Source organism: Streptomyces sp. CA-243310, from assembly GCF_050936775.1.
GTDB lineage: Bacteria > Actinomycetota > Actinomycetes > Streptomycetales > Streptomycetaceae > Streptomyces.
Window position 1 is genome coordinate 2079588 of the sequence record NZ_JBNJMF010000001.1, and the last position, 25018, is coordinate 2104605.

The following is a 25018-nucleotide window of genomic DNA, read 5'->3' on the forward strand; positions in this document are numbered from 1 at the left end:
GGCCCCGCGCCGCGCCTGAGCGACGCCGCTCCGGGGTCCTGTGACCCCTCGGCCCGCCGAGGCCGCCCCGCGCCCGAACCGCCTCCGCCCCGTCCCCTGTGCGTGCCCATTGCCGCGCAGGGCGACCCGTTCGCGTACCGGCATTTCTTCCCCTGCGGAAATAAACCTCTGACCCGGGAGTTCCCATGACCACCGTCACCGCTGTCACCGCTGTCTCCGTCGACAGGATCGGCGGCCGCATCGGCGCCGAGATCGGCGGCGTCCGCCTCGGCGGCGATCTGCCCGCCGAGACCGTCGCCGAGATCCGTGCCGCCCTCCTCGCCCACAAGGTCGTCTTCTTCCGCGGCCAGGACCACCTCGACGAGGCCGCGCACGAGGCGTTCGCCCAGTTGCTCGGCGCGCCGGTCGCCCACCCGACCGTGCCCTCCGCCGACGGCCGGTACGCCCTCGGCATCGACTCCGACCACGGCGCCCGCGCCAACCAGTGGCACACCGACGTCACCTTCGTCCCCGCCTACCCCGCCTTCTCCATCCTCCGCGCCGTCACCATCCCCCCGTACGGCGGCAACACGCTCTGGGCCAACACCGCCACCGCCTACGCGGGCCTCCCGGAGGCGCTCCGGGTCCTGGCCGACGGCCTGCGCGCCGTGCACTCCAACGAGTACGACTACGCGGCCCTTCGGCCCGACGCGCTCCCCGAGGCCCTCACCCAGTACCGCGAGGTGTTCACCTCCACCACGTTCCTCACCGAGCACCCGGTGGTCCGCGTCCACCCCGAGACCGGCGAACGCGCCCTGCTCCTCGGCAACTTCGTCCAGCGGATCACCGGCCTCACCGGTCGGGACTCCCGCGTCCTCCGGGACCTGTTCCAGGCGCACATCGAGAGCCCCGAGAACACCGTCCGGTGGCAGTGGCGCGCCGGCGACGTCGCGATCTGGGACAACCGCGCCACCCAGCACTACGGCGTCGACGACTCCGACGACCACGAGCGCACCCTGCGCCGCGTCACCGTCGACGGCGACGTGCCCGTCGGCCCCGACGGACGCCCGTCGCGCCTGATCAGCCCGGAGACCGTGCCCGACCCGGAGTTCGGCATCGCCTCCGGCGCCTCCTCCGCCTCTGTCTGACCCGCCCGCCGTCACAAGGAGAGCCCCGTGCCCAAGCTGCTCGCCATCACCGGCAGCCCCTCCGTCCACTCCCGTACCGCCGTGGTCGTCGACCAGGTGCTGCGTCGTCTCTCCCACTCCGGGTACGAGACCGCGCACCTCGCCGTACGGGAACTCCCCGCCGCCGACCTGCTCTCCGCCCGCCGGGGCGAGCCCGAGATCCGCCGCGCGGTGGAGGCCGTGGCCGAGGCGGACGGCCTGGTCATCGCCACCCCGATCTACAAGGCCTCGTACACCGGCCTGCTCAAGGCCTTCCTCGACCTGCTCCCGCAGGACGGCCTGGCGGGCAAGACGGTCCTGCCGATCGCCACCGGCGGCAGCCTCGCCCACGTCCTGACCATCGACTACGCCCTGCGCCCGGTCCTCTCCGCGCTCGGCGCCCGGCACGTCACCGCCGGCCGCTTCGTCCTGGACTCCGCCGTCGAGCGCGGGGAAGGCCCGGACCGGCTCCGGCCCGAGGCGGAGCTGGACCTGTACCAGGCCGTCGACGAGTTCGCCGACGCGCTGCGCATCGCCCCCGCGGGTGCCCTCACCACCGCTCACTGACCCCGTACGCACCGACAAGGACCCGTCATGCCCGCAGCCTTCGCCCCGTCCCCCACCTCCCGACGCCAGTTCCTCGCCCTGCTCGGCATCTCGGCGGCCGCGGTGAGCTGCGGCACGGCCACCGCCACCGGCGGCTCCGGCAAGCAGGTCACGTCCCTCAAGTACCAGGGCTCGGTGGGCGCGGTCACGCTCCCCGAGCTGGCCGCCGACCTCGGCTACCTCGGGAACCTCACCCTGGACTGGGTCGGCAACACCATCAGCGGCCCCCAGGACATCCAGTCCGCGGCCACCGGCCAGACCCACTTCGGCGGCGCCTTCAACGGCGCGATCGTCAAACTCGCGGCGAGCAAGGCGCAGATCCAGGCCGTCATCTCCTACTACGGCTCCGACGAGAACACCTACCTCGGCTACTACGTCCTGGAGGACAGCCCGATCCGGTCCGCCCGCGACCTGATCGGCAAGAAGGTCGGCATGAACACCCTGGGCGCCCACGCGCAGGCCCTGCTCGACATCTACCTGGAGCGCAACGGCCTCTCCAAGGCCGACGCCGGCAAGGTCGAGTCCCTCGTCGTCCCGCCCGTCAACACCGAACAGGCCCTGCGCCAGAAGCAGATCGAGGTCGGCGTCCTCAGCGGGGTGCTCCGCGACAAGGCGCTCGCGGCGGGCGGGATACGCCCGCTGTTCAAGGACTTCGAGCTGTTGGGGGCGTTCAGCGCCGGCAGTTACGTGATGACCCGACGCTTCATCAAGGAGAACCCCGATACCGTCAGGACGTTCACCACCGGCGTCGGCAAGGCCATCGACTGGTCGCGCACCACCCCGCGCGAGCAGGTCATCGCCCGGCTGACCGACATCGTGAAGAAGCGCGGACGCAACGAGGACACCTCGACGCTGCGCTACTGGCGCTCGTACGGGGTCGCCGAACCGGGCGGCCGGATCGCCGACAAGGAATTCCAGCTCTGGATCGACTGGCTGGGTGAGCGCGGCGAGGTCAAGAAGGGCCGGCTCAAGGCCGCCGACCTCTACACCAACGAGTTCAACGGCAACGGGAAGGGCTGACCGACTGCCATGGCGAAGATCGTGTTCGACTCCGTGACGAAGACCTTCCCGACGAAGGACAGGAAGAACAGGAGAAACAGGAGTAACAGGCAGGAGTTCACCGCCCTCGACGGCATCGACCTGGAGATCGAGGCGGGGGAGTTCGTGGTCGTCGTCGGTCCCAGCGGTTGCGGCAAGTCCACCCTGCTCGACCTCCTCGGCGGCCTGACCCGCCCCACCTCCGGCCGGATCCTGCTCGACGGCGAACCCGTCACCGGGCCCGGGCTCGACCGGGGCATCGTCTTCCAGCAGTACGCGCTGCTGCCCTGGCGCACCGCACTGGGAAACATCGAGTTCGGCCTGGAGGCGACCGGGGCAACGCGCCGGCAACGGACCGAGAGGGCACGGGAGTTCCTGGACCTCGTCGGACTCACCGGCTTCGAGGACCGCCACCCCCACGAACTGTCCGGGGGCATGCGCCAGCGGGTGGCCATCGCCCGCTCGCTCGCCTACGACCCCGACGTGCTGTTGATGGACGAGCCGTTCGCGGCCCTGGACGCGCAGACCCGCGAATCCCTCCAGGACGAACTGCGGCGCATCTGGCAGCGGACCGGCAAGACGATCGTGTTCATCACCCACGGCATCGAAGAGGCCGTGTACCTGGGGCAGAAGGTCGCCGTCATCACCTCGCGCCCCGGCCGCGTCAAGGAGGTCGTCCGGGTCGACCTCGGCGACCGTGCCACCGGGGCCACGGGCGAGGACCTGCGCTCCAGCACGGAGTTCGCCCGTCATCGCCACGAGATCTGGACCCTGCTCCACGACGAGGTGGCCCGCGCTCGGCAACTGGAGAAGGAGGAGGTCGCCGTATGAGCACCGGAACCGACATCACCGCCGCCGCCCCGACCGGCCTGGCAACCCCGCCGGAGACCGAGGGCCCGGCCCGGCCCCCGGGACAGAGGAGCGGCGGGGCACCCGCGCAGCCGGCGGCGCCCGCCGGGACACCGGCCCCCGCGGGCACGGCCGCCGCCCGTACGGAGCCGGTCGCGTCGAAGGCCCCCGTACGGAGCCCGGGGCGCGGCCTGCTCGCCGCCGTCGGGCGCCGGCTGAGCGCCGCCGTACTGCGCTCGGCCGCCATCCTCGCCCTGCTCGCCCTGTGGGAGACGGCGCCCCGGCTCGGCCTGGTCGACGCCACGTTCCTGCCGCCGGTCAGCGAGGTCGCCACGGCCTGGTGGGAGCTGCTGGAGGACGGGCAGCTCGCCGAACACACCGGGGCCAGCCTGGTCCGCTCCTTCGGCGGCTTCGGCATCGCGGTCGTGATCGCGGTACCGCTCGGCCTGCTCATCGGCTGGTACCGGCCCGTCGCGGCGCTGCTCGGGCCGCTGCTGGAGGTCTTCCGCAACACGGCGGCGCTGGCGCTGCTGCCGGTGTTCGTGCTGCTGCTGGGCATCGGGGAGACCTCGAAGGTGTCCATCGTGGTCTACGCGTGCGTCTGGCCGATCCTGCTCAACACGATCAGCGCGGTCGGCAACGCCGATCCGACCCTGGTGAAGCTGGCCCGGTCGATGGACCTGTCCACGCCGAGGCTCTTCCAGAAGGTGATCCTGCCGTCGTCGGTGCCGGCGATCTTCACCGGGATCCGGCTGGCCGGAGCGGTGTCGATCCTCGTGCTCGTCGCGGCGGAGATGATCGGCGCCAAGGCGGGACTGGGCTATCTGATCAACGCCTCGCAGTTCAACTTCGCGATCCCGCAGATGTACGCGGGCATCGTCACCATCTCCGCGATCGGGCTGACGTTCAACCAGCTCCTCGTCGCGATCGAACGCCGCCTGAGTCTCTGGCGCGTACCCGCCTGACACCGGTGCCCCCGCGGGGCGGCCCGGGGCCGCCGCCCCGCGCCGCCCGCACACCCCCCCGGCGGTGCCCCGTGCGCGCCGACCCGACCCGAGGAACCGACATGACCGCTCCCCGCACCCTCCATCTCAACGCCTTCCTCATGAACGCCGGTCACCACGACGCCGCCTGGCGACACCCGGACAGCAGCCCCGAACGGGTCACCGACCTGCGCTACTTCCAGGAGCTGGCGCGCACCGCCGAACGCGGACGGCTCGACTCGATCTTCTTCGCCGACGGCCTGGCCCTGTGGGGCAAGGCCCGCCACAACGCCCTCGGCGGGTTCGAGCCGCTGACCCTGCTCTCGGCCATCGCCGCCGTCACCGAGCACATCGGACTCATCGCGACCGTCTCCACGACCTTCAACGAGCCGTTCCACACGGCCCGCAAGTTCGCGTCGCTCGACCACATCAGCAACGGTCGCGCCGGCTGGAACATCGTCACCTCCGGCACCGTCGACGAGGCCCGCAACTTCAACCAGGACGAGCACCTGGCCCACCACCTGCGCTACGAGCGGGCCCGCGAGTTCCTGGACGTCGCCGGCAAGCTCTGGGACAGCTGGGAGGACGACGCGATCGTCCTCGACAAGGAGCGGGGCGTCTACGCGGACACCGACAAGCTGCACCCGGCCGCCCACCGGGGCGAGTACTTCGGTGTCGCCGGACCGCTCAACGTGCCCCGCTCACCCCAGGGACACCCGCTCCTCGTGCAGGCGGGATCCTCCGAGGACGGCAAGGAGTTCGCCGCCCGGTACGCCGAGGCGGTCTTCACCGCGCAGCAGACCCTCGCCGACGGCCAGACCTTCTACAAGGACCTCAAGTCCCGGCTGGCCCGGTACGGCCGCGCCGAGAGCGACCTGCTCGTCCTGCCCGGCATCGCCCCCGTCATCGGCTCCACCGAGGCCGAGGCCAAGGCGCTGGAGCAGCAGCTCACCGACCTCCAGGTCCCCGAGTACGGGCTCGCCCAGCTCTCCGGGATGCTCGGCGTCGACCTCTCCGACCACCCCCTCGACGGCCCGCTGCCCGAGCTGCCCGAGGAGCGGGACATCAACGGCAACAAGAGCCGGTTCACGCTCGTCGCCGAACTGGCCCGGCGGGACGGGCTGACCCTGCGCCAGTTGATCGCCCGGCTCGGCGCGGGACGCGGCCACCGGGTCTACGCCGGCACGCCCGAGCAGATCGCCGACCAGCTCCAGGAGTGGTTCACCCAGGGCGCGGCGGACGGCTTCAACATCATGGCGCCGGCCCTTCCGACGGGCCTGACCGCGTTCGTCGACCACGTCGTGCCGATCCTCCAGAAGCGCGGTCTCTTCCGTACGGAGTACACCGGCACCACCCTGCGCGAGAACTACGGCCTCGCCCGCCCGGCCAACCGTCACCTCGCGCCGACGGCCTGAGCGGGGGCGCCGCCCGGGTCCGACGCCGGGCGGCGCGCCCGTGCGCCGTCAGACGGTCAGGACGATCTTGCCCCGGGTCCTGCCGGAGGCGCTCAGCTCCCACGCCCGGGCGGCCTCGGCCAGCGGCAGCGCGTGCGCCACCTCGACCGTCAGCCGCCCGGCGTCGGCCAGCTCGGCCAGGAAGGTCAGGTCGGCGGTGTCGGGCCGCACCCACGGCTGGTGCGCGCCCTTGGCGGCGGCCTCCTGATCGGCCAGGGAGGACACCCGGTCACGCTGCTTGACCAGCGACTGGAGGAGTTCCACCCCGTCGCCGTGGAAGTCGAGGCCCGCGTCGACACCGTCGGGCGCCAGCGCGCGGATCCGCTCCGCCAACCCCTCCCCGTACAACACCGGCTCGGCCCCGAGCCCGCGCAGGTAGTCGTGGTTGTGCGTGCCGGCCGTGCCGATGACGCGCAGGCCCAGCGCGACCGCGATCTGCACGCCCAGCGAACCGGTGCCACCCGCCGCGGAGTGGATGACGACGGTCTCGCCCGCCCCGGCCCCCACGCGCAGGAGCGACTGGTAGGCGCTGAGGCCGGCCAGCGGGAGGCCGGCGGCCTGCTCGAAGCTCAGCGAGCGGGGCTTGCGGGCGAGGGTGCGCACGGGCGCGGAGACGAACTCCGCGTACGTGCCGAGCTGTACCCATTCCTTGCGGACGTAGCCGTACACCTCGTCACCGACGGCGTGGTCGAAGGTGTCGGGGCCGACCGCCTCGACGACCCCCGCGACGTCCCAGCCGGGTATGACGGGGTGGCGGACCTCCAGGACGGGGTCGAGGTATCCGAGGGCGAGCTTCCAGTCCACCGGGTTGACCCCGGCGGCCTTGACCCGGACGAGGACCTCGCCCGGTCCGACCCTCGGCTCCGCCACGTCGGTGAGTTCGAGGTTCTCGGCGGGTCCGTACGCGCTGTAAGTGATGGCTTTCATGATCATCGCCAACCCGGGTCCCGTGGCTCCCTATTCCCGCACGGCCCGGACGTCCGTCGGAACTCGTCTGCTCCTCAAGGGAGTTCGGGTAGGGCGCGGGCTCAGGCGGGCAGGGTGTTGCGGTGCGAGCGCCGCCGGGCCGCGCTGAGCAGTGCCTGGATCTGCGCCCCCGACTGTTCGACGTCGTCCAGGGGGGAGGGGAAGGGCAGCCGCGCGTCACGGTGGCCGTTCGCCTCCTCCAGCCGCAGGGTGATGCCGTACCGGTCCAGGGCCAGCGGCAGGGCGCGCACCACGGCGGCCGCGGGCGCCGGGCGGACCAGTCGCAGCAGCAGGGTGACCAGTTCGGGGTGGTCGTCGAGCAGGTGCGTGAGCATCCCGGCCTCGTACGGGGCGAGCGGGTCGGGCCAGGCCTGGTCCAGTTCCTCCAGCCCGATGTGCGAGGTCCCCTCGGCCGTCTCCAGGATGGCCTGGCCGTACTCCACGCAGGTGCTCTCGGCGCTGTTCTCGGTGTACGGGGTGAGCAGGTGGCCGATGACGGTGACCCGGGCGCGCACCCGGTCCCGTACCGGGGTCGGGGCGATGTCGGTGAACTCCAGCCGGATGACCGGCCGGTCCTCGGCGGGGGCGGTGACCCCTTGGCCGGCGGCGGGGGCGGCCGGGTGCAGGTGCAGCCGACCGAGCAGGTCTTCGCCCTCCATCTGGTGGACCTCGCTGCGCAGTCCGTCCGTGACCACGGTCATGGAGTGGGCGGCGGCCAGGATGGACCGGACCCGCTCGGCGTCGGTGGGCGCGGCGGCGGGCGTGGCAGGGGCACCGGACATGCGCATGCGGATCTCTCCATCGTCCGAAGGTTAGGTATGCCTAACCTAACCCATCCGTCTCCCGGGCAGTACCCCACGCCCGGGTCGACCCGAAGGCTCGGCGATTTGTTCGGGTGAAGATTCGGGTCCCGCGGCGGCCCGCCCCGACACCCGCCGTGTCGGTGTTGGGCTGAACGGGTGAAACACGAGAGGATGGCCCGATGCACATGAAGCGCACGGCCGAGGCGGCCCGGTGAGCAGGTACGACGTCACGGACGAACAGTGGGAGGGACTCGCGCAGGTGGTCCCCCTGCGCAGTCGCAACGAGTGGCCCTCCCGGGTGGACCACCGCACGATCCCCACGGCCCCCGGGGCGTCGGCGGCGGAACAGCGGCGCTTCGTCGTGATCCGGGTCCAGATCTTCGCCGACGCGCGGGAGGTGGCCGAGTATCTGATCGCCCAGATCCCGGTGCTGCTGGACCTCACGGGCGCGGACACCGAGGTGGCCAAGCGGATCCTGGACTTCAGCAGCGGCGTCGTCTTCGGGCTGGGCAGCGGGATGCACCGGGTCGACCGGAACGTCTTCCTGCTCGCGCCGGTCGGCACCGAGGTCGAGGGCATCGCCGCGGCGGCCGTACCCCGATCGTAGGAAGGTCCGCGCGACGGAACGGTTCGCCGGGGCCGAGGGGTCACCGGCGGCCGTACCGTCCGGCCCATGGAAGCCACTGCGGGCACAGGGTTGGCCGAAGCCCCCGCCGTCGACACCTCAGCCACCGAAACACTCGTCGCCGAAGCCCTCGTCCGGGACGTCCCCGGGGATCCCGCCCCCGCGCGGCCCGTCGCGCACCAGCGGCCCGCCATCACCGAGTTGAGGCTCTCCGCCTTCGGCCCGCACCGCTCGGCCGTCTTCCCGCTCGGCCCCGTCACCCTGTTCGCCGGACCCAGCGGCAGCGGCAAGTCCCAGGCCCTGAGCGCCTACGAGGCGCTGGCCGACCTCGCCTCCGGGGCGACCCTGGAGTCCGTGTTCCCCGACCCCTCGGCCCGGGTCCCCGAACGGGCCGTGCCCGACGCCCAGCGCCGGCGCGGATTCCGGATCGGCTGCACCGTCGACGGACCCGCCGGACCGGTCCGGCTCGACCTCGCCGTCCAGGCCGAACCCACGCTGCGCGTCGTCGGCGAACGGCTCGCGCAGGACGGGCAGGTCCTGCTCGGCACGGCCCTGCGCGACCCCGGCCGGCGCTCCGTGCAGGCGAGTTGGCTGACCGGCGGCTCCGTCGGCGTGACCCGCGCCCCGCTGCCGGACGACCGCCTGGGAACCGCCCTGCTGCCGCTGCGCGTCGCCGGGGCCACCGCCGGACAGCGGCGCGTCCTGGCCGCCGCCGAGCAGGTGGTGGTCGCGCTGCGCTCGGTGTTCCCCTGCGACCCGCGCCCGGAGCGGATGCGGGCCGCCGTCCCGCCCGGCGCCGGGCGGCTCGCCGGCGACTGCGCGAACCTGGCCGACGTCCTGCGCCGCACCCGTCACGAATGCGGCACCCGCCACGCCCTCCTGACCGCGGCGGCGCGCACCGGCTGCGCCGGGCCGGTGGCCGGGCTGACCGTACGGGACCTGTCGGACGGCTCCGTCGCCGCGCTGCTGGACCGGGGACCCGGCAGGCCCGGAACCGGCCTCGACCGCCTCGGCTCGGGCGAACTGCGCTTCCTCGCCCTGGCGCTCGTCCTGCTGACCGGACCCGGGGTGCTGGCCATGGACCCGGCCGCCGAACTGCTGTCCGCGCGGCAGGCCCTGACCGTGCTCGCCGACGACCTCGACCGCGGGATGGACCGGCGGCAGGGAGCCGAACTGCTGCGGCTGGCCCAGCTCTGCTGTGCGCGCGGGCAGGTCAGGCTGGTGGCCTCCGTGGGGGAGGGGTGCGCGGGAACCGCGCGCGGACTCCCCGGCGTCTCGGTGGTAGACCTGGTCCCATGAGTGACACGCAACCCCGGGAAGAGCGCCTGTACCTGCTCCAGCGAAGGCTCGCCGAGTTCGCGGCGGCCCGCGACTGGGCCCCCTACCACACGCCCAAGAACCTGGCCGTGGCCCTCAGCGTGGAGGCGTCCGAACTGGTCGAGATCTTCCAGTGGTTGACGCCCGAGCAGTCGGCGAGGGTCATGGAGAAGCCGGAAAGCGCGCACCGTGTGGCCGACGAGGTGGCCGACGTGCTCGCGTATCTGCTGCAATTCTGTGAGGTCCTCGGGGTGGATGTGCTGGACGCGCTCGCGGCGAAGATCGAGAGGAACGAGCTCCGCTTCCCGACGCCGGGCGGTTCGAGCCGGAATCGTCACTCTTCGGAGTGATGGCGTCGTCCACAACCATGTTTGTGTCCATAGATTTCCGAATACCCCTGGCTTTACTGGCTCGTTGCCTTCACTCTGGGTAGTGGAGAACGGTGGGATGTCGTGCGGACGGGGGACGGCATATGGATGCGGTACGGCTCATCGCGGCCGGCCGGCACGCGCTGGCACAGAGTGGGGCTGCGTGGGACATCGTGGGCGAGGCCTGGCAGGCCCAGGCGCTCGCGCAGGGGATAGGGAGCTGGCTGGCGGTCACCGGGCCGCCGGAGCTGAGAGCGGAGGCACGGGGACTGGGAGAAGCGGGTGGCAGAGGCTGCGGAGTGCTCGACCGCGCGGCACTGCGGGGCGAGGGCAGCACGCCCGAGCTGCCGCCGAGAGCGGCGCAACTGGCCGGGGTGGCGGATGTCCGACAGGCGCTGCTGGGGCTCCAGGCGCTGCTCGGCGAGGTCGGCATAGCACTGGTCGGGGTGGCCTGTGGAACGGACGACGAGGGTCTGTACTGGCAGTGCATCGAGTCCATCGACGCCGCCGACGAGTCGAGCGACCGGGTGCGGGCGATACTGCGCAAGATGTCCGTCCGTGAACGGGGTTCCGCCTCGGGCGTGTCCTGAGCGGCGGGGTTCCGGCGGCGGCGTTACGGCGACGGTTTTCCGGCGGCGGGGTTCCGGCGGCGGGTCGGCGGGATGTCGGTGTGGTGCCCGGGCCGGGCCTGCCGGGGGCGGGGCTTCCCGGGCGGGTCGACCGGCGCGCGGGGTCGGCGGTTCGGCTTCGTCCGGGCGTCGATCCCGGTCCGGGCCGGTCACCGGCGGGGTCCGGGTGGACCGTCCGGTTGACGGAGATTCACCCGGGCGGGGCTGGAGGGGCAGGATGGGAGCATGGACCTCCGCATTTTCACCGAGCCCCAGCAGGGTGCGAGCTACGACACCCTGCTGACCGTCGCCAAGGCCACCGAGGACCTCGGCTTCGACGCGTTCTTCCGCTCCGACCACTATCTGCGGATGGGGTCGGCCGACGGCCTGCCCGGTCCCACCGACGCCTGGATCACCCTCGCGGGCCTGGCCCGCGAGACCAGGCGGATCCGGCTGGGCACCTTGATGACGGCCGGCACCTTCCGGCTGCCCGGTGTCCTCGCCATCCAGGTGGCCCAGGTCGACCAGATGTCCGGCGGCCGTGTCGAACTCGGCCTGGGCGCGGGCTGGTTCGAGGACGAGCACAAGGCGTACGGGATTCCCTTCCCGGCGGAGCGGATGGCCCGGTTGGAAGAGCAGCTGGCCATCGTCACCGGACTGTGGGCCACCGCGCCCGGGGCCACCTTCGACCACCGGGGCACCCACTACCAGGTGGAGAACTCCCCGGCGCTGCCCAAGCCGGCCCAGGCCAAGGTGCCCGTCCTCATCGGCGGTCACGGAGCGAAGCGCACGCCCCGTCTCGCGGCCCGGTACGCGGACGAGTTCAACATGCCGTTCGCGTCGATCGCCGACAGCGAGCGGCAGTTCGGTCGGGTCCGGGCCGCCGCCGAGCAGGCGGGCCGCAAGCCCGGCGACCTCGTCTACTCCAACGCGCTCGTGGTCTGTGTGGGCCGGGACGACGCCGAGGTGGCCCGCCGGGCCGCGGCGATCGGCCGCGAGGTGGACGAGCTCAAGGCCAACGGCCTGGCCGGTTCACCGGCCGAGGTCGTCGAGAAGATCGGCGCCTACGGGGCCGTCGGCGCCTCCCGGGTCTACCTCCAGCTGCTCGACCTCGACGACCTGGACCACCTGGAGCTGATCTCCGCCCAGGTACTGTCCCAGCTCGGCTGAGGGAGGCGGATCCGATGCCCCGTGCCCGCGAGCCGCTCGCCGAAGCCCTGGCGGGCGCCACCGTGCTCCTGGACGGCGGGCTGAGCAACCAGCTCGCCGCCGAGGGCTGCGACCTGTCCGGCGGCCTCTGGACGGGCCGGGTGCTCGCCGAGCGGCCGGACCTGATCGAGGCCGCCCACACGGCATACGCGCGGGCCGGAGCCCAGGTGCTGATCACCGCGAGCTACCAGGTCGGGTACGAGGCCTTCGCCGCCCGGGGGTACGGGCGGGACCGGACCACGGCCCTGCTGGGGCTCGGCGTGCGGCTGGCCGCGGCTGCCGCCGAAGCCGCCGAGCGGGACGTCTGGGTGGCCGCGAGCGTCGGCCCGTACGGGGCGGTGCTCGCGGACGGTTCCGAGTACCGGGGCCGCTACGGCCTCGGGGTCCGCGAGCTGGTCGACTTCCACCGGCCCCGCATCGAGGCACTGTGGGCGGCCGGACCGGACGTGCTGGCCCTGGAGACCGTCCCGGACGCCGTCGAGGCCGAGGCGCTGCTCACGGTCGTGGCGGAGACGGGTGCCCGCGCCTGGTTGAGCTACACGCCGGCCGACGGCCGGACCCGGGCCGGGCAGCCGCTCGCCGAGGCCTTCGCCCTGGCCGCCGGGGTGCCCGGGATCATCGCGGTCGGGGTCAACTGCTGTGACCCGCGGGAGGTGCTGCCGTCCCTGCGGGTCGCGGCCGAGGCCACCGGGAAACCACTCGTGGCCTACCCCAACGACGGCTCCGTGTGGCGGGCCGACACCGACACCTGGCAGGCCCCGGCCACGCCGCCCCCCTGGCCCGTGGAGGACTGGCGGGCCGCCGGAGCCCGACTCGTCGGAGGCTGCTGCCGCATCGGCCCGGCCGGGATCGCGGCCCTGGCCGGGCGACTGCGGGAGGGGTAGGACGCAACGGGCGCGGAGGGCGCCCCGCCCGGAGGGCTATTCGCAGGCGATGCCGTCGCCGTCCCGGTCGAGGTGCCGGCCGTACCCGGGGTCGCCCCGGTGGATGGGGGCGGCGCCCGCGGCCCGCACGGCAGCGCAGTTCCGGTAGGAGACGTCTGCGCCGCCGGTCGAGGAGCCGCCATCGGTCGAGGAGCCGCCGGTCGTGGTCGACGAGCCACCACCGGTCGAGGACGAGCCGCCTCCGGTCGTCGAGGAGCCCGAACTCGACGCGGAACCGGAGCCCGTGCCGTTCGCGTCGTCGTCGGTCTCGGTGGGTGTCGGCTTGGGCTTCGGCACCGGCTTCGGGTGGAGCACGGCGCCGACCGACGCCGGACAGGCGGTGCCCGGTGCGACGAGGTGGACGTCCGTGCCGGCGGTGTCCGCGGCGAGTCGCGTGCCCGCGCCCACGCCCTGGAAGCAGACGAGCCACGTGGTGTGGTCCGCGGGGAGGGGGACGTCCGCGTACGCGCTGCGCGCGGTCAACTCGCCCTTGATCAGGGCCTCGACCGCCTTCTCCGCCGCGGCGAACGGCTTGCCGACGACCGCCGGCATCACGGGCTCCGCGCTCGGGGTGGGCGTGGGGCTCGGGCTCGCCGAGGGGGTGGCGGCGGGGGAGGTCGTGGCGACCGCGGCGGCCTTCGGCTTCGCGTCGTCCACGGGCTCCTTCGGCGGGTCCGACAGCATCGCGAACAGGAACCACACACCGGACAGGACGGTGGCGACGATCTTCTGAGTCCGGTTCCAACGACTCGTCCAGGCGAGGACGATGCCCGCCGGGGGCAGCAGGACCAGGGCGCCGATGATCAGCGCGGGGTGCTGCCACCACCGTCTGACGGGGTGGAAGGGCGCGTGGGCGTGGGGTGGCGGGTACATGGTTCTCCCGGGATGCGCGAGGGTCGAAAGGCGTTCAGAGCAGCGAGAATGCCAAAACGTGCCGCCCGGTGTACGGGGAATGGGACGGAAGGCGGATCGAGCAGGGGCGGGGGTGCCTCCCCCGACCGGAATTCCGTTGTCCGGGAAGCCGCGATCCACACATACTCGAGCGCATGTTCCTGACGATCTCCACGACCGGTACCGCCGCACGTCCTGCCACCGACCTGGGCTTTCTGCTCCACAAGCATCCCGGGAAGGCGCAGGCGTTCCCCACCTCCCACGGCACCGCGCACGTCTTCTACCCCGTGGCGTCGGACGAGGAGTGCACCGCGGCGCTGCTGCTGGAGGTGGACCCGGTCGCGCTCGTGCGCCGCGGGCGGGGCAAGGGGCGGGGCGGAGCGCCGGACGCGGCCCTCGCGCAGTACGTCAACGACCGTCCGTACGCGGCGTCCTCGCTGCTGGCCGTCGCGCTCAGCGGGGTCTTCCGCAGCGCCCTCAAGGGGCAGTGCCCCGCCCGTCCGGAGCTGCCGGAACAGACCCGACCGCTGCGGATCGAGATCCCGGCGCTGCCCGCCCGCGGCGGGGAGGAGCTGGTGCGCCGGCTGTTCGGCCCGTTGGGCTGGGAGTCCGTCGGCGTGACGCGCGTACCCCTCGACGAACGGTTCCCCGAGTGGGGCGAATCCCGGTACGTACGCCTCGTGCTGGAGGGCGAGTTGCGCCTGGCCGACGCGCTCCGCCAGCTGTACGTCCTGCTGCCCGTGCTCGACGACGCCAAGCACTACTGGGTGGCGCCCGACGAGGTGGACAAGCTGCTGCGCGCCGGTGACGGCTGGCTCGCGGGGCACCCCGAGAACGGGCTGATCACCGCCCGCTACCTCGCCCGCCACAAGAGGCTCACCCAGGACGCCCTGGAACGGCTGGAGCTGGTCCGTCTCGCCGAGGTGGACGGCAGCGAGGTCGAGGAGATCGACAACGCCGTGGACGAGACGAAGGACACCGAGGAGCGTCCGGTGCCGCTCGCGGTTCGACGCCGCGAGGCGATCCTCGGCGCCCTGCGCACCGCCGGCGCGGCCCGTGTCCTCGACCTGGGCTGCGGCCAGGGGCAGTTGCTGCAGGCGCTGCTCAAGGACGCGTCCTTCACGGAGGTCGTCGGCGTGGACGTGTCCATGCGGGCGCTCGGCACCGCCGTCAAGCGGCTGCGACCGGAGCGGATGGGGGAGCGGCAGAGTTCCCGGCTCACCCTCCTCCAGGGCTCCCTGGCGTACACCGACAAGCGGCTGGCGGGCTATGACGCGGCCGTCCTCAGCGAGGTCATCGAGCACGTGGACCTGCCCCGGCTGCCCGCGCTGGAGTACACCGTCTTCGGCGCGGCCCGCCCGCGCACGGTCCTGGTGACCACCCCGAACGTCGAGTACAACGTCCGCTGGGAGTCCCTGCCCGCCGGGCACGTCCGGCACGGAGACCACCGCTTCGAATGGACCCGGGAGGAGTTCCGCGCCTGGGCGGACCGGGTCGCCGGGCGGCACGGCTACTCCGTCACCCACGTGCCCGTCGGGGACGAGGACCCGCAGGTCGGGCCGCCGACCCAGATGGCCGTCTTCACCCGCGAGGGCGGCGCCGCGGCCGAGGCGACCGACACCGGCAGGACCACCCACGCCCACATCCGCACCGACACTCGCACCGACACCCCGAAGGAGGGCGAGGCAGCATGACCACCGAGAACGGCACCACCGCCGGCGAAGACGACACCACCGTCACCGAGGACCACGACACCACCGACCGGGGGCGCGTGCTCCCCGTCACCGACCTGTCCCTCGTCGTGCTCATCGGCGCCACCGGATCGGGCAAGTCCACCTTCGCCCGCCGCCACTTCAAGCCGACCGAGATCATCTCCTCCGACTTCTGCCGCGGCCTGGTGGCCGACGACGAGAACGACCAGAGCGCGAGCAAGGACGCCTTCGACGTCCTGCACCACATCGCCGGCAAGCGCCTCGCCGCGGGCCGCCTCACCGTCGTCGACGCGACCAGCGTGCAGCAGGAGTCCCGCCGACAGCTGGTCAGGCTGGCCCGCGAGCACGACGTGCTGCCCATCGCCATCGTCCTCGACCTGCCCGAGCAGGTCTGCGCGGAACGCAACGCCACCCGCCCCGACCGGGCCGGGATGCCGCGCCAGGTCATCCAGCGGCATCGGCGCGAACTGCGCCGCTCGCTGCGCGGGCTGGAGCGCGAGGGGTTCCGCAAGGTCCACGTCCTGCGCACCGTCGAGGAGGTGGAGACGGCCGAGGTGGTGTTGGAGAAGCGCTTCAACGACCTCACCCACCTCACCGGCCCCTTCGACATCATCGGCGACGTCCACGGGTGCGCGTCCGAGCTGGAGACCCTGCTCACCACACTCGGCTACGAGGACGGCGTCCACCCCGAGGGCCGCACCGCCGTCTTCGTCGGCGACCTCGTCGACCGGGGCCCGGACAGTCCCGGAGTCCTGCGTCGCGTCATGGGCATGGTCGGCTCGGGCAACGCCCTGTGCGTACCGGGGAACCACGAGAACAAGCTGGGCCGTCACCTCAAGGGATCCGACGTCCGGCGGACCCACGGCCTGGCCGAGACCATCGAGCAGCTCGCCCGCGAGCCGGAGGAGTTCGTCCGGGACGTCCGCACGTTCATCGCCGGCCTCGTCAGCCACTACGTGCTCGACGGCGGCAGGCTGGTGGTCTGCCACGCCGGGCTGCCGGAGAAGTACCACGGCCGCACCTCCGGACGGGTCCGTTCGCACGCCCTGTACGGCGAGACCACCGGCGAGACCGACGAGTTCGGCCTGCCCGTGCGCTACCCGTGGGCGGAGGACTACCGGGGCAAGGCCGTCGTGGTCTACGGCCACACCCCGGTCCCGAACACGTCCTGGATCAACAACACCATCTGTCTCGACACCGGCGCCGTCTTCGGCGGGAAGATGACCGCCCTGCGCTGGCCCGAGCGCGAACTCGTCGACGTACCGGCCGAGAAGGTCTGGTACGAGCCGGTCAGGCCGCTCGCCGCCGAGACCCCGGGCGGACACGACGGACGCCCGCTCGACCTGAACGACGTCATCGGCCGCCGGATCGTCGAGACCCGTCACCTGGGCAACGTCAACGTCCGCGAGGAGAACGCGGCGGCGGCCCTGGAGGTCATGAGCCGCTTCGCGGTGGACCCGCGGCTGCTCCCGTACCTGCCGCCCACGATGGCGCCCACGGCCACCTCGCGGCAGGAGGGCTACCTGGAACACCCCGCCGAGGCCTTCGCGCAGTACCGCGGCGACGGTGTCGAGCGGGTGGTGTGCGAGGAGAAGCACATGGGGTCCCGCGCCACCGTCCTGGTGTGCCGGGACGCCGAGGCAGCCCGCGAGCGGTTCGGTGTGGACGGCCCCACGGGCTCCGTCCACACCCGCACCGGACGCCCCTTCTTCCACGACCCCGAGGTCACCGAGGAGGTGCTCACCCGGATCCGCCGGGCGATCACCGACGCCGGGGTGTGGGAGGAACTCGACACCGACTGGCTGCTCCTCGACGGGGAACTGCTGCCCTGGTCGCTGAAGTCCACCGGCCTGCTGCGCAACCAGTACGCCGCCGTGGGCGCCGCCTCCCGCGCCGTGTTCCCCGACGCCCTCGCCGCCCTGGAGGCGGCCGGGGCCCGGGGCGTGGACACCGCCGCGTTGACCGTCCGTCAGCGCGAACGGGCGGGCGACGCGGCCCTGTTCACCGACGCCTACCGGCGCTACTGCTGGAGCACCGACGGGCTGGACGGCGTACGGTTCGCGCCGTTCCAGGTCCTGGCGGTCGCCGGGCGCTCGCTGGCCGCCGTGCCGCACGACGAGCAGCTGGCACTCCTGGACCGGCTCGTCGCCGCCGACGAGGCGGCCGGCACCGGGCTGTTGCGCCGCACGGGCCGGATCGTGGTCGACACCGGCGACGAGGCCTCCGTGCGGGCGGGCACCGACTGGTGGCTGGACCTCACCGCCGCCGGCGGCGAGGGGATGGTCGTGAAACCGCTCGTCGCGTACGCCAGGGACGGCAAGGGGCGCCTGGTCCAGCCGGGGGTGAAGGTGCGCGGGCGCGAGTACCTGCGGATCATCTACGGCCCGGAGTACACGCGGCCGGACAACCTGGAGCGGCTGCGCGGGCGGTTCCTCGGGCACAAGCGTTCGCTCGCCCTGCGCGAGTACGCCCTGGGGTTGGAGGCGTTGGACCGGCTGGCGGCCGGGGAGCCGCTGTGGCGGGTGCACGAGGCGGTGTTCGCCGTCCTCGCGCTGGAGTCGGAGCCGGTCGACCCGCGGCTGTGACCCCGCGCCCCGGGCCGCCGCACGGCGCGTAAAGCAAGGGCCCCCGTACGGCCTGGAATTAGGTCGTATGGGGGAACTTTCGCGGAGAACTCCGAGAAAACGACCGGCGGGATCGTTCATCCAGGGCAGCGGAACGTCCGCGACCCGAAAGGACGGAACCTCACCTATGAAGATGACCGCGCGCGGAAGCATTGCGGCGCTCATGACCTGTATGGCGGCGGCCGGCGCGACCACCCCGGCCCTGGCCGACGCGGTACCCGTCGCCGTCCCGCTCGAGGCCGTCGAGACCACGCTGGGCGTGGACGCCCCGCGTGTGGCCACCGGCGTTCCGGTGCCGGTCGTCGGCGCCCCCGAAGCCCCGCGCCACCACACGGGAGACCTGCTTCCGACCCCACTGCTCCCGGTGGTCCCGATCGGCACCGACCTCGGTCACACCCTCGTGACCTCCCCGGTGCCGAACCTGGCGGGCAGCCCCGAGACGGACGGCGAGGGTTCGGTGGAGGCTCCCTCGACCACCCTGCTCGCCAAGAGCCCCGGCGCGGTGATCGGCGCCCCGCTCGCCATGCCGGACGGGAGCAACTACGGGATCCCGCGCCTCACCACCCCGAAGCTGGGTCTGACCGCCCCCGAGCTGACCGGTACCCCGGCGGCGCTTCTCGGCCTGCGCTGAGGGCTTCTCGGCCTGCGCCGAGGCCGCTGAGCCGACGCCAGGTCAAAAAGCCGCCCGGTCTGGGAATGTGTACGGCATGGGATTCCATGTCGACTCCGAGACCGGGCGGCTTCGCCGCGTCATCCTCCACCGGCCCGACCTGGAGCTGAAGAGGCTCACACCAAGCAACAAGGACGCCCTGCTCTTCGACGACGTCCTGTGGGTGCGGCGGGCCCGCCAGGAACACGACGGCTTCGCGGACGTGTTGCGCGACCGGGGCGTCGCGGTGCACCTCTTCGGCGACCTGCTCCGGGAGGCGCTCGACATCCCGGAGGCGAGACACCTCGTCCTCGACCGGGTCTTCGACGAGAAGGAGTACGGGCCGCTGGCCACCGACCATCTGCGGTCGGTCTTCGACGGGCTGCCCGCGCACGCGCTCGCGGAGGCGTTGGTCGGCGGGATGACCAAGCGGGAGTTCCTGGACGCGCACGCCGAGCCGGTGTCGGTCCGCTTCCACGCGATGGAACTGGACGACTTCCTGCTGGGACCGCTGCCCAACCACCTGTTCACCCGCGACACCTCCGCCTGGATCTACGACGGGGTGTCCATCAACGCCATGCGCTGGCCGGCCCGGCAGCGCGAGACCGTCCACTTCGAGGCGATCTACAAGCACCACCCCCTCTTCACCTCTTCCGGCGCCTTCCACTATTGGTCGCAGGGGCAGGCCGACTACCCGTCGACGATCGAGGGCGGGGACGTGCTGGTCATCGGCAACGGCGCCGTGCTGATCGGGATGAGCGAGCGGACCACCCCGCAGGCCGTGGAGATGCTGGCGCGCGGACTGTTCGCCGCCGGGTCGGCGACCACCATCGTGGCGCTGGACATGCCCAAGCGGCGGGCCTTCATGCACCTGGACACGGTGATGACGATGGTGGCCGCAGATACGTTCACTCAGTACGCGGGACTGGGCATGCTGCGCTCGTACACGATCGAGCCGGGAGCCGAGGCGAGCGAACTCAAGGTGACCGACCACCCGCCGGAGCACATGCACCGGGCCATCGCGGCCGCGCTCGGACTGGACTCGATCAAGGTGCTGACCGCGACCCAGGACGTGCACTCGGCGGAGCGGGAGCAGTGGGACGACGGCTGCAACGTGCTGGCGGTGGAGCCGGGGGTCGTGATCGCCTACGAGCGCAACGTCACCACCAACACCCATCTGCGCCGGGAGGGCATCGAGGTGATCGAGATCCCGGGCAGCGAACTCGGGCGGGGGCGGGGCGGCCCGCGCTGCATGAGCTGCCCGGTGGAGCGGGACCCGGTCTGACATCGACCGGAGGACGCCGACGGGCGGCGGCCCGACCCGGGGTGGGCTGTATAGCAATGCGGAGTATCGTATAGACTTCCAGCATCCCCTGTCAGTGTCACCCTGGAGCGTCCCCATGGCCCCCGAACTCGCCGGCCGCAGTTTCCTCAAGGAGCTCGACTTCACCGCCGCCGAGTTCCGCGGCCTGATCGAGCTCGCCGCCGCCCTCAAGGCCGCCAAGCGGGCCGGGACCGAGCAGCGCCTGCTCCAGGGGCGCAACATCGCGCTGATCTTCGAGAAGACCTCCACCCGCACCCGCTGTGCCTTCGAGGTCGCCGCCGCCGACCAGGGCGCCCACACCACCTACCTGGACCCCACCGGATCCCAGATGGGGCACAAGGAGTCCGTCAAGGACACCGCCCGGGTGCTGGGCCGGATGTTCGACGGCATCGAGTACCGGGGCGACAGCCAGGAGATCGTCGAGGAACTCGCCGCGTACTCCGGCGTGCCCGTCTTCAACGGCCTCACCGACGACTGGCACCCCACCCAGATGCTGGCCGACGTGCTCACGATGACCGAGCACTGCGCCAAGCCGCTGGAGCGGATCACCTTCGCCTACCTCGGCGACGCCCGCTTCAACATGGGCAACTCCTACCTGGTGACCGGCGCGCTGCTGGGCATGGACGTGCGGATCGTCGCGCCCCGCGCCTACTGGCCCGCCGAGTCGGTGGTGGCCGCGGCCCGCGACCTCGCGGCGCGCAGCGGTGCGCGGATCACCCTCACCGAGGAGATCGCCGAGGGCGTGGCCCAGGCCGACTTCGTCGTGACCGACATCTGGGTGTCCATGGGCGAACCCAAGGAGGTCTGGGACGAGCGGATCGCGGCCCTGTCCCCCTACGCCGTGACGATGGACGTGCTCCGCGCCACCGGGAACCCGGACGTGCGGTTCCTGCACTGCCTGCCGGCCTTCCACGACCTCGGGACGGCGGTGGCGCGGGAGATCCACGCGCGGCACGGGCTGGAGTCCCTGGAGGTGACGGACGAGGTGTTCGAGTCCGAGCACTCGCTGGTCTTCGACGAGGCCGAGAACCGCCTGCACACCATCAAGGCCGTCCTGGTCGCGACGCTGGCCGAGCCCGGAGCGGACCTCCCCGCATAGTCATGCGGGTCGCGGGTCGCGGGTCGCGGGTCGCGGGGCCCGAGGCGCGCGGCGCCGGTCCTGTGCCTCCCGGGTGGTCGCGCCGCCCCGTCACGCGTGCCGGCGTGCGGGCAGCGTGAACCACACCGCCTTGCCTCGCCCGGTGGGCCGGTGGCCGCAGGCGGAACTCAGCGTGCGGATCAACAGCAGGCCCCGGCCGTGCTCCTGCCAGGGGTCGGGGTGCGCGTCGTCCCGGCGCGTCGAGAGATCGCCGGGCGGCCGGGGGTCGCCGTCGTGCACCTCGACCTGGCAGCCGTTCGCCAGCAGTTCCACGACCAGCTCGATCGGGGCCCGGCCCGCGGTGTGCTCGACGGCGTTGGCGACCAGCTCGGCGGTCAGCAGTTCCGCGGTGTCGCTGTCCGCGGACGGTTCGACGTCGGCCAGGGCGGTACGGACCAGGGCGCGCGCGATGGGTACGGCGGCGGCCGTGTGCGGCAGGGCGATCCGCCAGGCGGATGGGTCGGGCAAGGCGGGACTGTCCTTATCCATGGGGAGACGGGCGGGGGCGGGTAACTCCCGGTTTCAACGATACGAACCCGAAACGTGGCCCCGTAGGGCACCCCGTCCGAAACGTGGGGGACCAGTGCCGCCGGTGGAGGGGACCTCTGGCGCGGGGCGTGGACACGCCCTCCGAGAGGTGTCGCGTTTCTGTGACGGGAGTCACGAGGCGGTGATACCGTCGGTCGGGTGAGCCCCTTCCTCGGTTCCACCCCAGCGACCGAACGGTGGCGCCACCTCCGGGTGACCCGGCAGGACGGCGTGGCCACCGTCACCCTCGACCGACCGGACAAGCTGAACGCGCTCACCTTCGGCGCCTACGCCGACCTGCGCGATCTGCTCGCCGAACTGTCCCGTGAGCGCTCCGTGCGCGCCCTCGTGCTGGGCGGCGAGGGGCGCGGCTTCTGCTCCGGCGGAGACGTGGACGAGATCATCGGCGCCACCCTCGCCATGGACACCGCCCAGCTCCTCGACTTCAACCGGATGACCGGCCAGGTCGTGCGGGCCCTGCGCGAGTGCCCGTTCCCGGTGATCGCCGCCGTCCACGGCGTGGCCGCCGGCGCCGGCGCCGTCCTCGCACTCGCCTCCGACTTCCGCATCGCCGACCCCACCGCACGCTTCGCCTTCCTCTTCACCCGCGTCGGCCTCTCCGGCGGCGACATGGGCGCCGCCTACCTGCTGCCCCGGGTCGTGGGCCTCGGCCACGCCACCCGGCTGCTCATGCTCGGAGAACCCGTACGCGCCCCCGAGGCCGAGCGGATCGGCCTGCTCAGCGAGATGACCAAGGAGGGCAAGGCCCACACCCGGGCCGCCGAACTCGCCGCCCACCTGGCCGCCGGCCCGGCCCTGGCCTATGCCCAGACCAAGGCGCTGCTGACCGCCGAACTCGACATGCCGCTGGCCGCCTCGGTCGAGCTGGACGCCAACACCCAGGCACTTCTGATGCACGGCGACGACTACGCGGAGTTCCACGCCGCCTTCACCGGCAAGCGCCCCCCGCAGTGGAAGGGCAGGTAGCCCCGTGGCCGTCGAGAAGACCCTGCGGGTCGCCGTCGTGGGCGGCGGGCCGGGCGGACTGTACGCGGCGGCGCTGCTGGCCCGACAGGGCCACGCCGTGGAGCTGTGGGAGCGCAACGCCCCGGACGACACCTTCGGCTTCGGCGTGGTGCTCTCCGACGAGACCCTGGGCGGCATCGAGCGGGCCGACGCGGTCGTCCACGCCGCCCTCGGTGCGGAGTTCGTCCGTTGGGACGACGTGGACGTCGTCCACCGCGGGCGCCTGCTGACCTCCGGCGGCCACGGCTTCGCCGCCCTCGGACGGCGCCGGCTGCTGGAGATCCTGCACGAGCGCTGCGCCGGGCTCGGGGTCCGGCTCCGCTTCCGGGCCGAGGCGCCGGACACCCGGGAACTCGCGGCCTCCCACGACCTGGTGGTCGCGGCCGACGGGGTGCACAGCGCGACCCGGGAGAACGGCGCCGCCCACTACGGGCCGAGCGTCACGCCCGGCCGCTGCCGGTACGTCTGGCTGGCCGCCGACTTCGCCTTCGAGTCCTTCCGGTTCGAGATCGCGGAGACCGAACACGGGGTCATGCAACTGCACGCCTACCCCTACGCCGCCGACGCCTCCACCGTGATCGTCGAGATGCGCGAGGAGGTGTGGCGGGCGGCGGGCCTCGACCTCTGCGACGAGGACGAGTCGGCGGCCCGCTGCGCCAAGATCTTCAGCGAGGCGCTCCGAGGCCGACCCCTGCGCGGGAACCGCTCGACCTGGACCCGCTTCCACACCGTCGTCAACGCGCGCTGGTCGCAGGGCAACGTGGCCCTCCTCGGCGACGCCGCGCACACCGCGCACTTCTCCATCGGATCCGGCACCAAACTCGCGGTCGAGGACGCGCTGGCCCTCGCGGAGGCCGTGGCGGCCGAACCGGACGTACCGGCCGCGCTGGCCGCGTACGAGGCGGCCCGGCGGCCCGCCGTGGCCAGCACCCAACGGGCCGCGGCCGCCAGCATGCGGTGGTTCGAGGAGATCGCCGGGTACGTCGACCAGCCCGCCCGGCAGTTCGCCTTCAACCTGCTGACCCGCAGCCGACGGGTGACCCACGACAACCTGCGGCTGCGCGACGCGCGGTTCACCGGCGCCGTGGAACGGGACTTCGGCTGCCCGGACACGCACACACCACCGATGTTCACCCCGTTCACCCTGCGCGGACTCACCCTGCGCAACCGCGTCGTGGTCTCGCCGATGGACATGTACTCGGCGCCTGACGGGACCGGCGTGCCCGGCGACTTCCACCTGGTGCACCTCGGCTCCCGCGCCCTCGGCGGCGCCGGGCTGGTCATGACCGAGATGGTGTGCGTGAACGCCGAGGGCCGCATCACCCCCGGCTGCACCGGCCTGTACACCGCCGAACAGGCGGCCGGCTGGCGGCGGATCACGGACTTCGTCCACACCTCCGCGCCCGGCGTCGCCCTCGGCGTCCAACTCGGCCACTCCGGCCGCAAGGGATCGACGCGCCTGATGTGGGAGGGCATGGACGACCCCCTCCCCGACGGCAACTGGCCCCTGGTCGCGGCCTCCGCCCTGCCCTACCGGCCGGGGATCTCCGCGGTACCCCGCGCCCTGGACGCCGCGGACCTGCCGGCCATCCGCTCCGACTTCGCCGCCGCCGCCGTCCGGGCCGCCGACTGCGGCTTCGACCTGCTGGAATTGCACTGCGCGCACGGCTATCTGCTCTCCGGGTTCCTCTCCCCGCTCACCAACCACCGCACCGACGCCTACGGCGGGCCGCTGGAGAACCGGCTCCGCTTCCCGCTGGAGGTCTTCGACGCGGTCCGCGCGGTCTGGCCCGACGACCGCCCCATGACGGTCCGGCTCTCCGCCACCGACTGGGCGCCCGGAGGCACCACGCCGGAGGACGCCGAACGGATCGCCGCCGCCTTCGTCGCCCGCGGCGCGGACGCCATCGACGTCTCCACCGGCCAGGTCGTGGCGGACGAGGCCCCGGAGTACGGGCGCTCCTACCAGACCCCCTACGCCGACCGGATCCGCAACGCCCTCGGCGTCCCCGTCATCGCCGTCGGCGCGATCTCCTCCTGGGACGACGTCAACTCGCTGCTCCTCGCGGGCCGCGCCGACCTCTGCGCGGTCGGCCGCCCCCACCTGTACGACCCGCACTGGACCCTGCACGCCGCCGCCGACCAGGCCTACCAGGGCCCGGCCGCCCCCTGGCCGGCCCCCTACCGCGCCGGCAGCCGCACACCCCCGACGGGCCGGGGCTGACCCGGCGG

The 25018-nt window shown here is 72.8% G+C and carries 23 protein-coding genes; 19 read left to right on the plus strand and 4 right to left on the minus strand.

The features are described from left to right. Nucleotides 1-185: 185 nt before the first annotated feature. From ACQEVM_RS09585 to ACQEVM_RS09610, 6 genes are all read left to right on the plus strand, one after another. Nucleotides 186-1127: a TauD/TfdA dioxygenase family protein gene (locus tag ACQEVM_RS09585; protein WP_433076887.1), complete on the plus strand. Its 942-nt coding sequence runs from the start codon at nucleotides 186-188 to the stop codon at nucleotides 1125-1127. 27 nt (nucleotides 1128-1154) lie between these two features. After that, nucleotides 1155-1712 carry an NADPH-dependent FMN reductase gene (gene ssuE / locus ACQEVM_RS09590; RefSeq protein ID WP_433076889.1) on the plus strand — a complete coding sequence of 186 codons (558 nt, stop codon included), beginning with the start codon at nucleotides 1155-1157 and terminating at the stop codon, nucleotides 1710-1712. Nucleotides 1713-1739: 27 nt separating this feature from the next. Next, nucleotides 1740-2771 (plus strand): ABC transporter substrate-binding protein, encoded by a 1032-nt coding sequence (locus ACQEVM_RS09595; RefSeq protein ID WP_433076891.1) that lies wholly within the window; start codon nucleotides 1740-1742, stop codon nucleotides 2769-2771. A 9-nt stretch (nucleotides 2772-2780) separates the two neighbouring features. Then, nucleotides 2781-3620: an ABC transporter ATP-binding protein gene (locus ACQEVM_RS09600; protein WP_433076893.1), complete on the plus strand. Its 840-nt coding sequence runs from the start codon at nucleotides 2781-2783 to the stop codon at nucleotides 3618-3620. Next, nucleotides 3617-4603, plus strand: coding sequence for an ABC transporter permease (locus ACQEVM_RS09605; protein ID WP_433076896.1), 987 nt, complete (start codon nucleotides 3617-3619; stop codon nucleotides 4601-4603). Before ACQEVM_RS09600 ends, ACQEVM_RS09605 begins: the two co-directional genes overlap by 4 nt. A 101-nt stretch (nucleotides 4604-4704) precedes the next feature. Continuing rightward, a complete protein-coding gene (locus tag ACQEVM_RS09610; RefSeq protein ID WP_433076898.1) occupies nucleotides 4705-6036 on the plus strand; it encodes an LLM class flavin-dependent oxidoreductase in 1332 nt (443 codons plus the stop codon). A gap of 48 nt (nucleotides 6037-6084) precedes the next feature. Here the strand turns inward: ACQEVM_RS09610 and ACQEVM_RS09615 are convergent, their stop codons facing one another. After that, on the minus strand, nucleotides 6085-7002 hold the full coding sequence (locus ACQEVM_RS09615) for an NADP-dependent oxidoreductase (RefSeq protein WP_433076900.1): 918 nt from the start codon (nucleotides 7000-7002) through the stop codon (nucleotides 6085-6087). A 101-nt stretch (nucleotides 7003-7103) separates the two neighbouring features. Continuing rightward, on the minus strand, nucleotides 7104-7829 hold the full coding sequence (locus tag ACQEVM_RS09620; protein WP_433076902.1) for a DUF2470 domain-containing protein: 726 nt from the start codon (nucleotides 7827-7829) through the stop codon (nucleotides 7104-7106). 226 nt (nucleotides 7830-8055) lie between these two features. Here ACQEVM_RS09620 and ACQEVM_RS09625 point away from each other — a divergent pair, with 226 nt between their 5' ends. From ACQEVM_RS09625 to mmuM, 6 genes are all read left to right on the plus strand, one after another. Next, on the plus strand, nucleotides 8056-8451 hold the full coding sequence (locus ACQEVM_RS09625) for a cell division protein SepF (RefSeq protein WP_053684615.1): 396 nt from the start codon (nucleotides 8056-8058) through the stop codon (nucleotides 8449-8451). A gap of 66 nt (nucleotides 8452-8517) precedes the next feature. Continuing rightward, the gene (locus tag ACQEVM_RS09630; protein ID WP_433076905.1) at nucleotides 8518-9768 is read left to right on the plus strand and encodes an AAA family ATPase; all 1251 of its coding nucleotides are present in this window, start codon (nucleotides 8518-8520) and stop codon (nucleotides 9766-9768) included. After that, nucleotides 9765-10136 carry a nucleotide pyrophosphohydrolase gene (locus ACQEVM_RS09635; protein WP_433076907.1) on the plus strand — a complete coding sequence of 124 codons (372 nt, stop codon included), beginning with the start codon at nucleotides 9765-9767 and terminating at the stop codon, nucleotides 10134-10136. Before ACQEVM_RS09630 ends, ACQEVM_RS09635 begins: the two co-directional genes overlap by 4 nt. Nucleotides 10137-10258: 122 nt before the next feature. Next, nucleotides 10259-10744, plus strand: a complete 486-nt coding sequence (locus ACQEVM_RS09640) for a DUF6099 family protein (RefSeq protein WP_351373845.1) — start codon at nucleotides 10259-10261, stop codon at nucleotides 10742-10744. A 264-nt stretch (nucleotides 10745-11008) separates the two neighbouring features. Further along, nucleotides 11009-11932, plus strand: coding sequence for an LLM class F420-dependent oxidoreductase (locus tag ACQEVM_RS09645; protein ID WP_433076910.1), 924 nt, complete (start codon nucleotides 11009-11011; stop codon nucleotides 11930-11932). Between the two features lie 14 nt (nucleotides 11933-11946). After that, nucleotides 11947-12855, plus strand: a complete 909-nt coding sequence (gene mmuM / locus ACQEVM_RS09650) for a homocysteine S-methyltransferase (protein ID WP_433076913.1) — start codon at nucleotides 11947-11949, stop codon at nucleotides 12853-12855. A 36-nt stretch (nucleotides 12856-12891) separates the two neighbouring features. Here mmuM and ACQEVM_RS09655 read toward each other — a convergent pair whose 3' ends face one another. Then, nucleotides 12892-13767 (minus strand): excalibur calcium-binding domain-containing protein, encoded by an 876-nt coding sequence (locus ACQEVM_RS09655; RefSeq protein WP_433076915.1) that lies wholly within the window; start codon nucleotides 13765-13767, stop codon nucleotides 12892-12894. Between the two features lie 173 nt (nucleotides 13768-13940). Between ACQEVM_RS09655 and ACQEVM_RS09660 the strand changes: the two genes are divergently transcribed. The 5 genes from ACQEVM_RS09660 to argF all read left to right on the plus strand — a co-directional run bounded on the left by ACQEVM_RS09660 (nucleotide 13941) and on the right by argF (nucleotide 21193). Beyond that, nucleotides 13941-15479, plus strand: a complete 1539-nt coding sequence (locus tag ACQEVM_RS09660) for a 3' terminal RNA ribose 2'-O-methyltransferase Hen1 (RefSeq protein WP_433076918.1) — start codon at nucleotides 13941-13943, stop codon at nucleotides 15477-15479. Then, on the plus strand, nucleotides 15476-18082 hold the full coding sequence (locus ACQEVM_RS09665; RefSeq protein ID WP_433076921.1) for a polynucleotide kinase-phosphatase: 2607 nt from the start codon (nucleotides 15476-15478) through the stop codon (nucleotides 18080-18082). The genes ACQEVM_RS09660 and ACQEVM_RS09665 overlap by 4 nt, the downstream gene beginning before the upstream one ends. A gap of 166 nt (nucleotides 18083-18248) precedes the next feature. Beyond that, the gene (locus ACQEVM_RS09670) at nucleotides 18249-18752 is read left to right on the plus strand and encodes a hypothetical protein (RefSeq protein WP_433076923.1); all 504 of its coding nucleotides are present in this window, start codon (nucleotides 18249-18251) and stop codon (nucleotides 18750-18752) included. 76 nt (nucleotides 18753-18828) lie between these two features. Then, a complete protein-coding gene (locus ACQEVM_RS09675; RefSeq protein WP_433076925.1) occupies nucleotides 18829-20055 on the plus strand; it encodes an arginine deiminase in 1227 nt (408 codons plus the stop codon). 115 nt (nucleotides 20056-20170) lie between these two features. After that, on the plus strand, nucleotides 20171-21193 hold the full coding sequence (argF, locus tag ACQEVM_RS09680; protein ID WP_433076928.1) for an ornithine carbamoyltransferase: 1023 nt from the start codon (nucleotides 20171-20173) through the stop codon (nucleotides 21191-21193). A gap of 90 nt (nucleotides 21194-21283) precedes the next feature. Here argF and ACQEVM_RS09685 read toward each other — a convergent pair whose 3' ends face one another. Beyond that, complete coding sequence (locus ACQEVM_RS09685; RefSeq protein WP_433076931.1) at nucleotides 21284-21721, minus strand: ATP-binding protein; 438 nt, start codon at nucleotides 21719-21721, stop codon at nucleotides 21284-21286. A gap of 198 nt (nucleotides 21722-21919) precedes the next feature. Here ACQEVM_RS09685 and ACQEVM_RS09690 point away from each other — a divergent pair, with 198 nt between their 5' ends. Further along, nucleotides 21920-22747: an enoyl-CoA hydratase family protein gene (locus tag ACQEVM_RS09690; RefSeq protein ID WP_433076933.1), complete on the plus strand. Its 828-nt coding sequence runs from the start codon at nucleotides 21920-21922 to the stop codon at nucleotides 22745-22747. Nucleotides 22748-22751: 4 nt separating this feature from the next. Next, nucleotides 22752-25010 (plus strand): bifunctional salicylyl-CoA 5-hydroxylase/oxidoreductase, encoded by a 2259-nt coding sequence (locus tag ACQEVM_RS09695; protein WP_433076935.1) that lies wholly within the window; start codon nucleotides 22752-22754, stop codon nucleotides 25008-25010. Nucleotides 25011-25018: the final 8 nt, after the last annotated feature.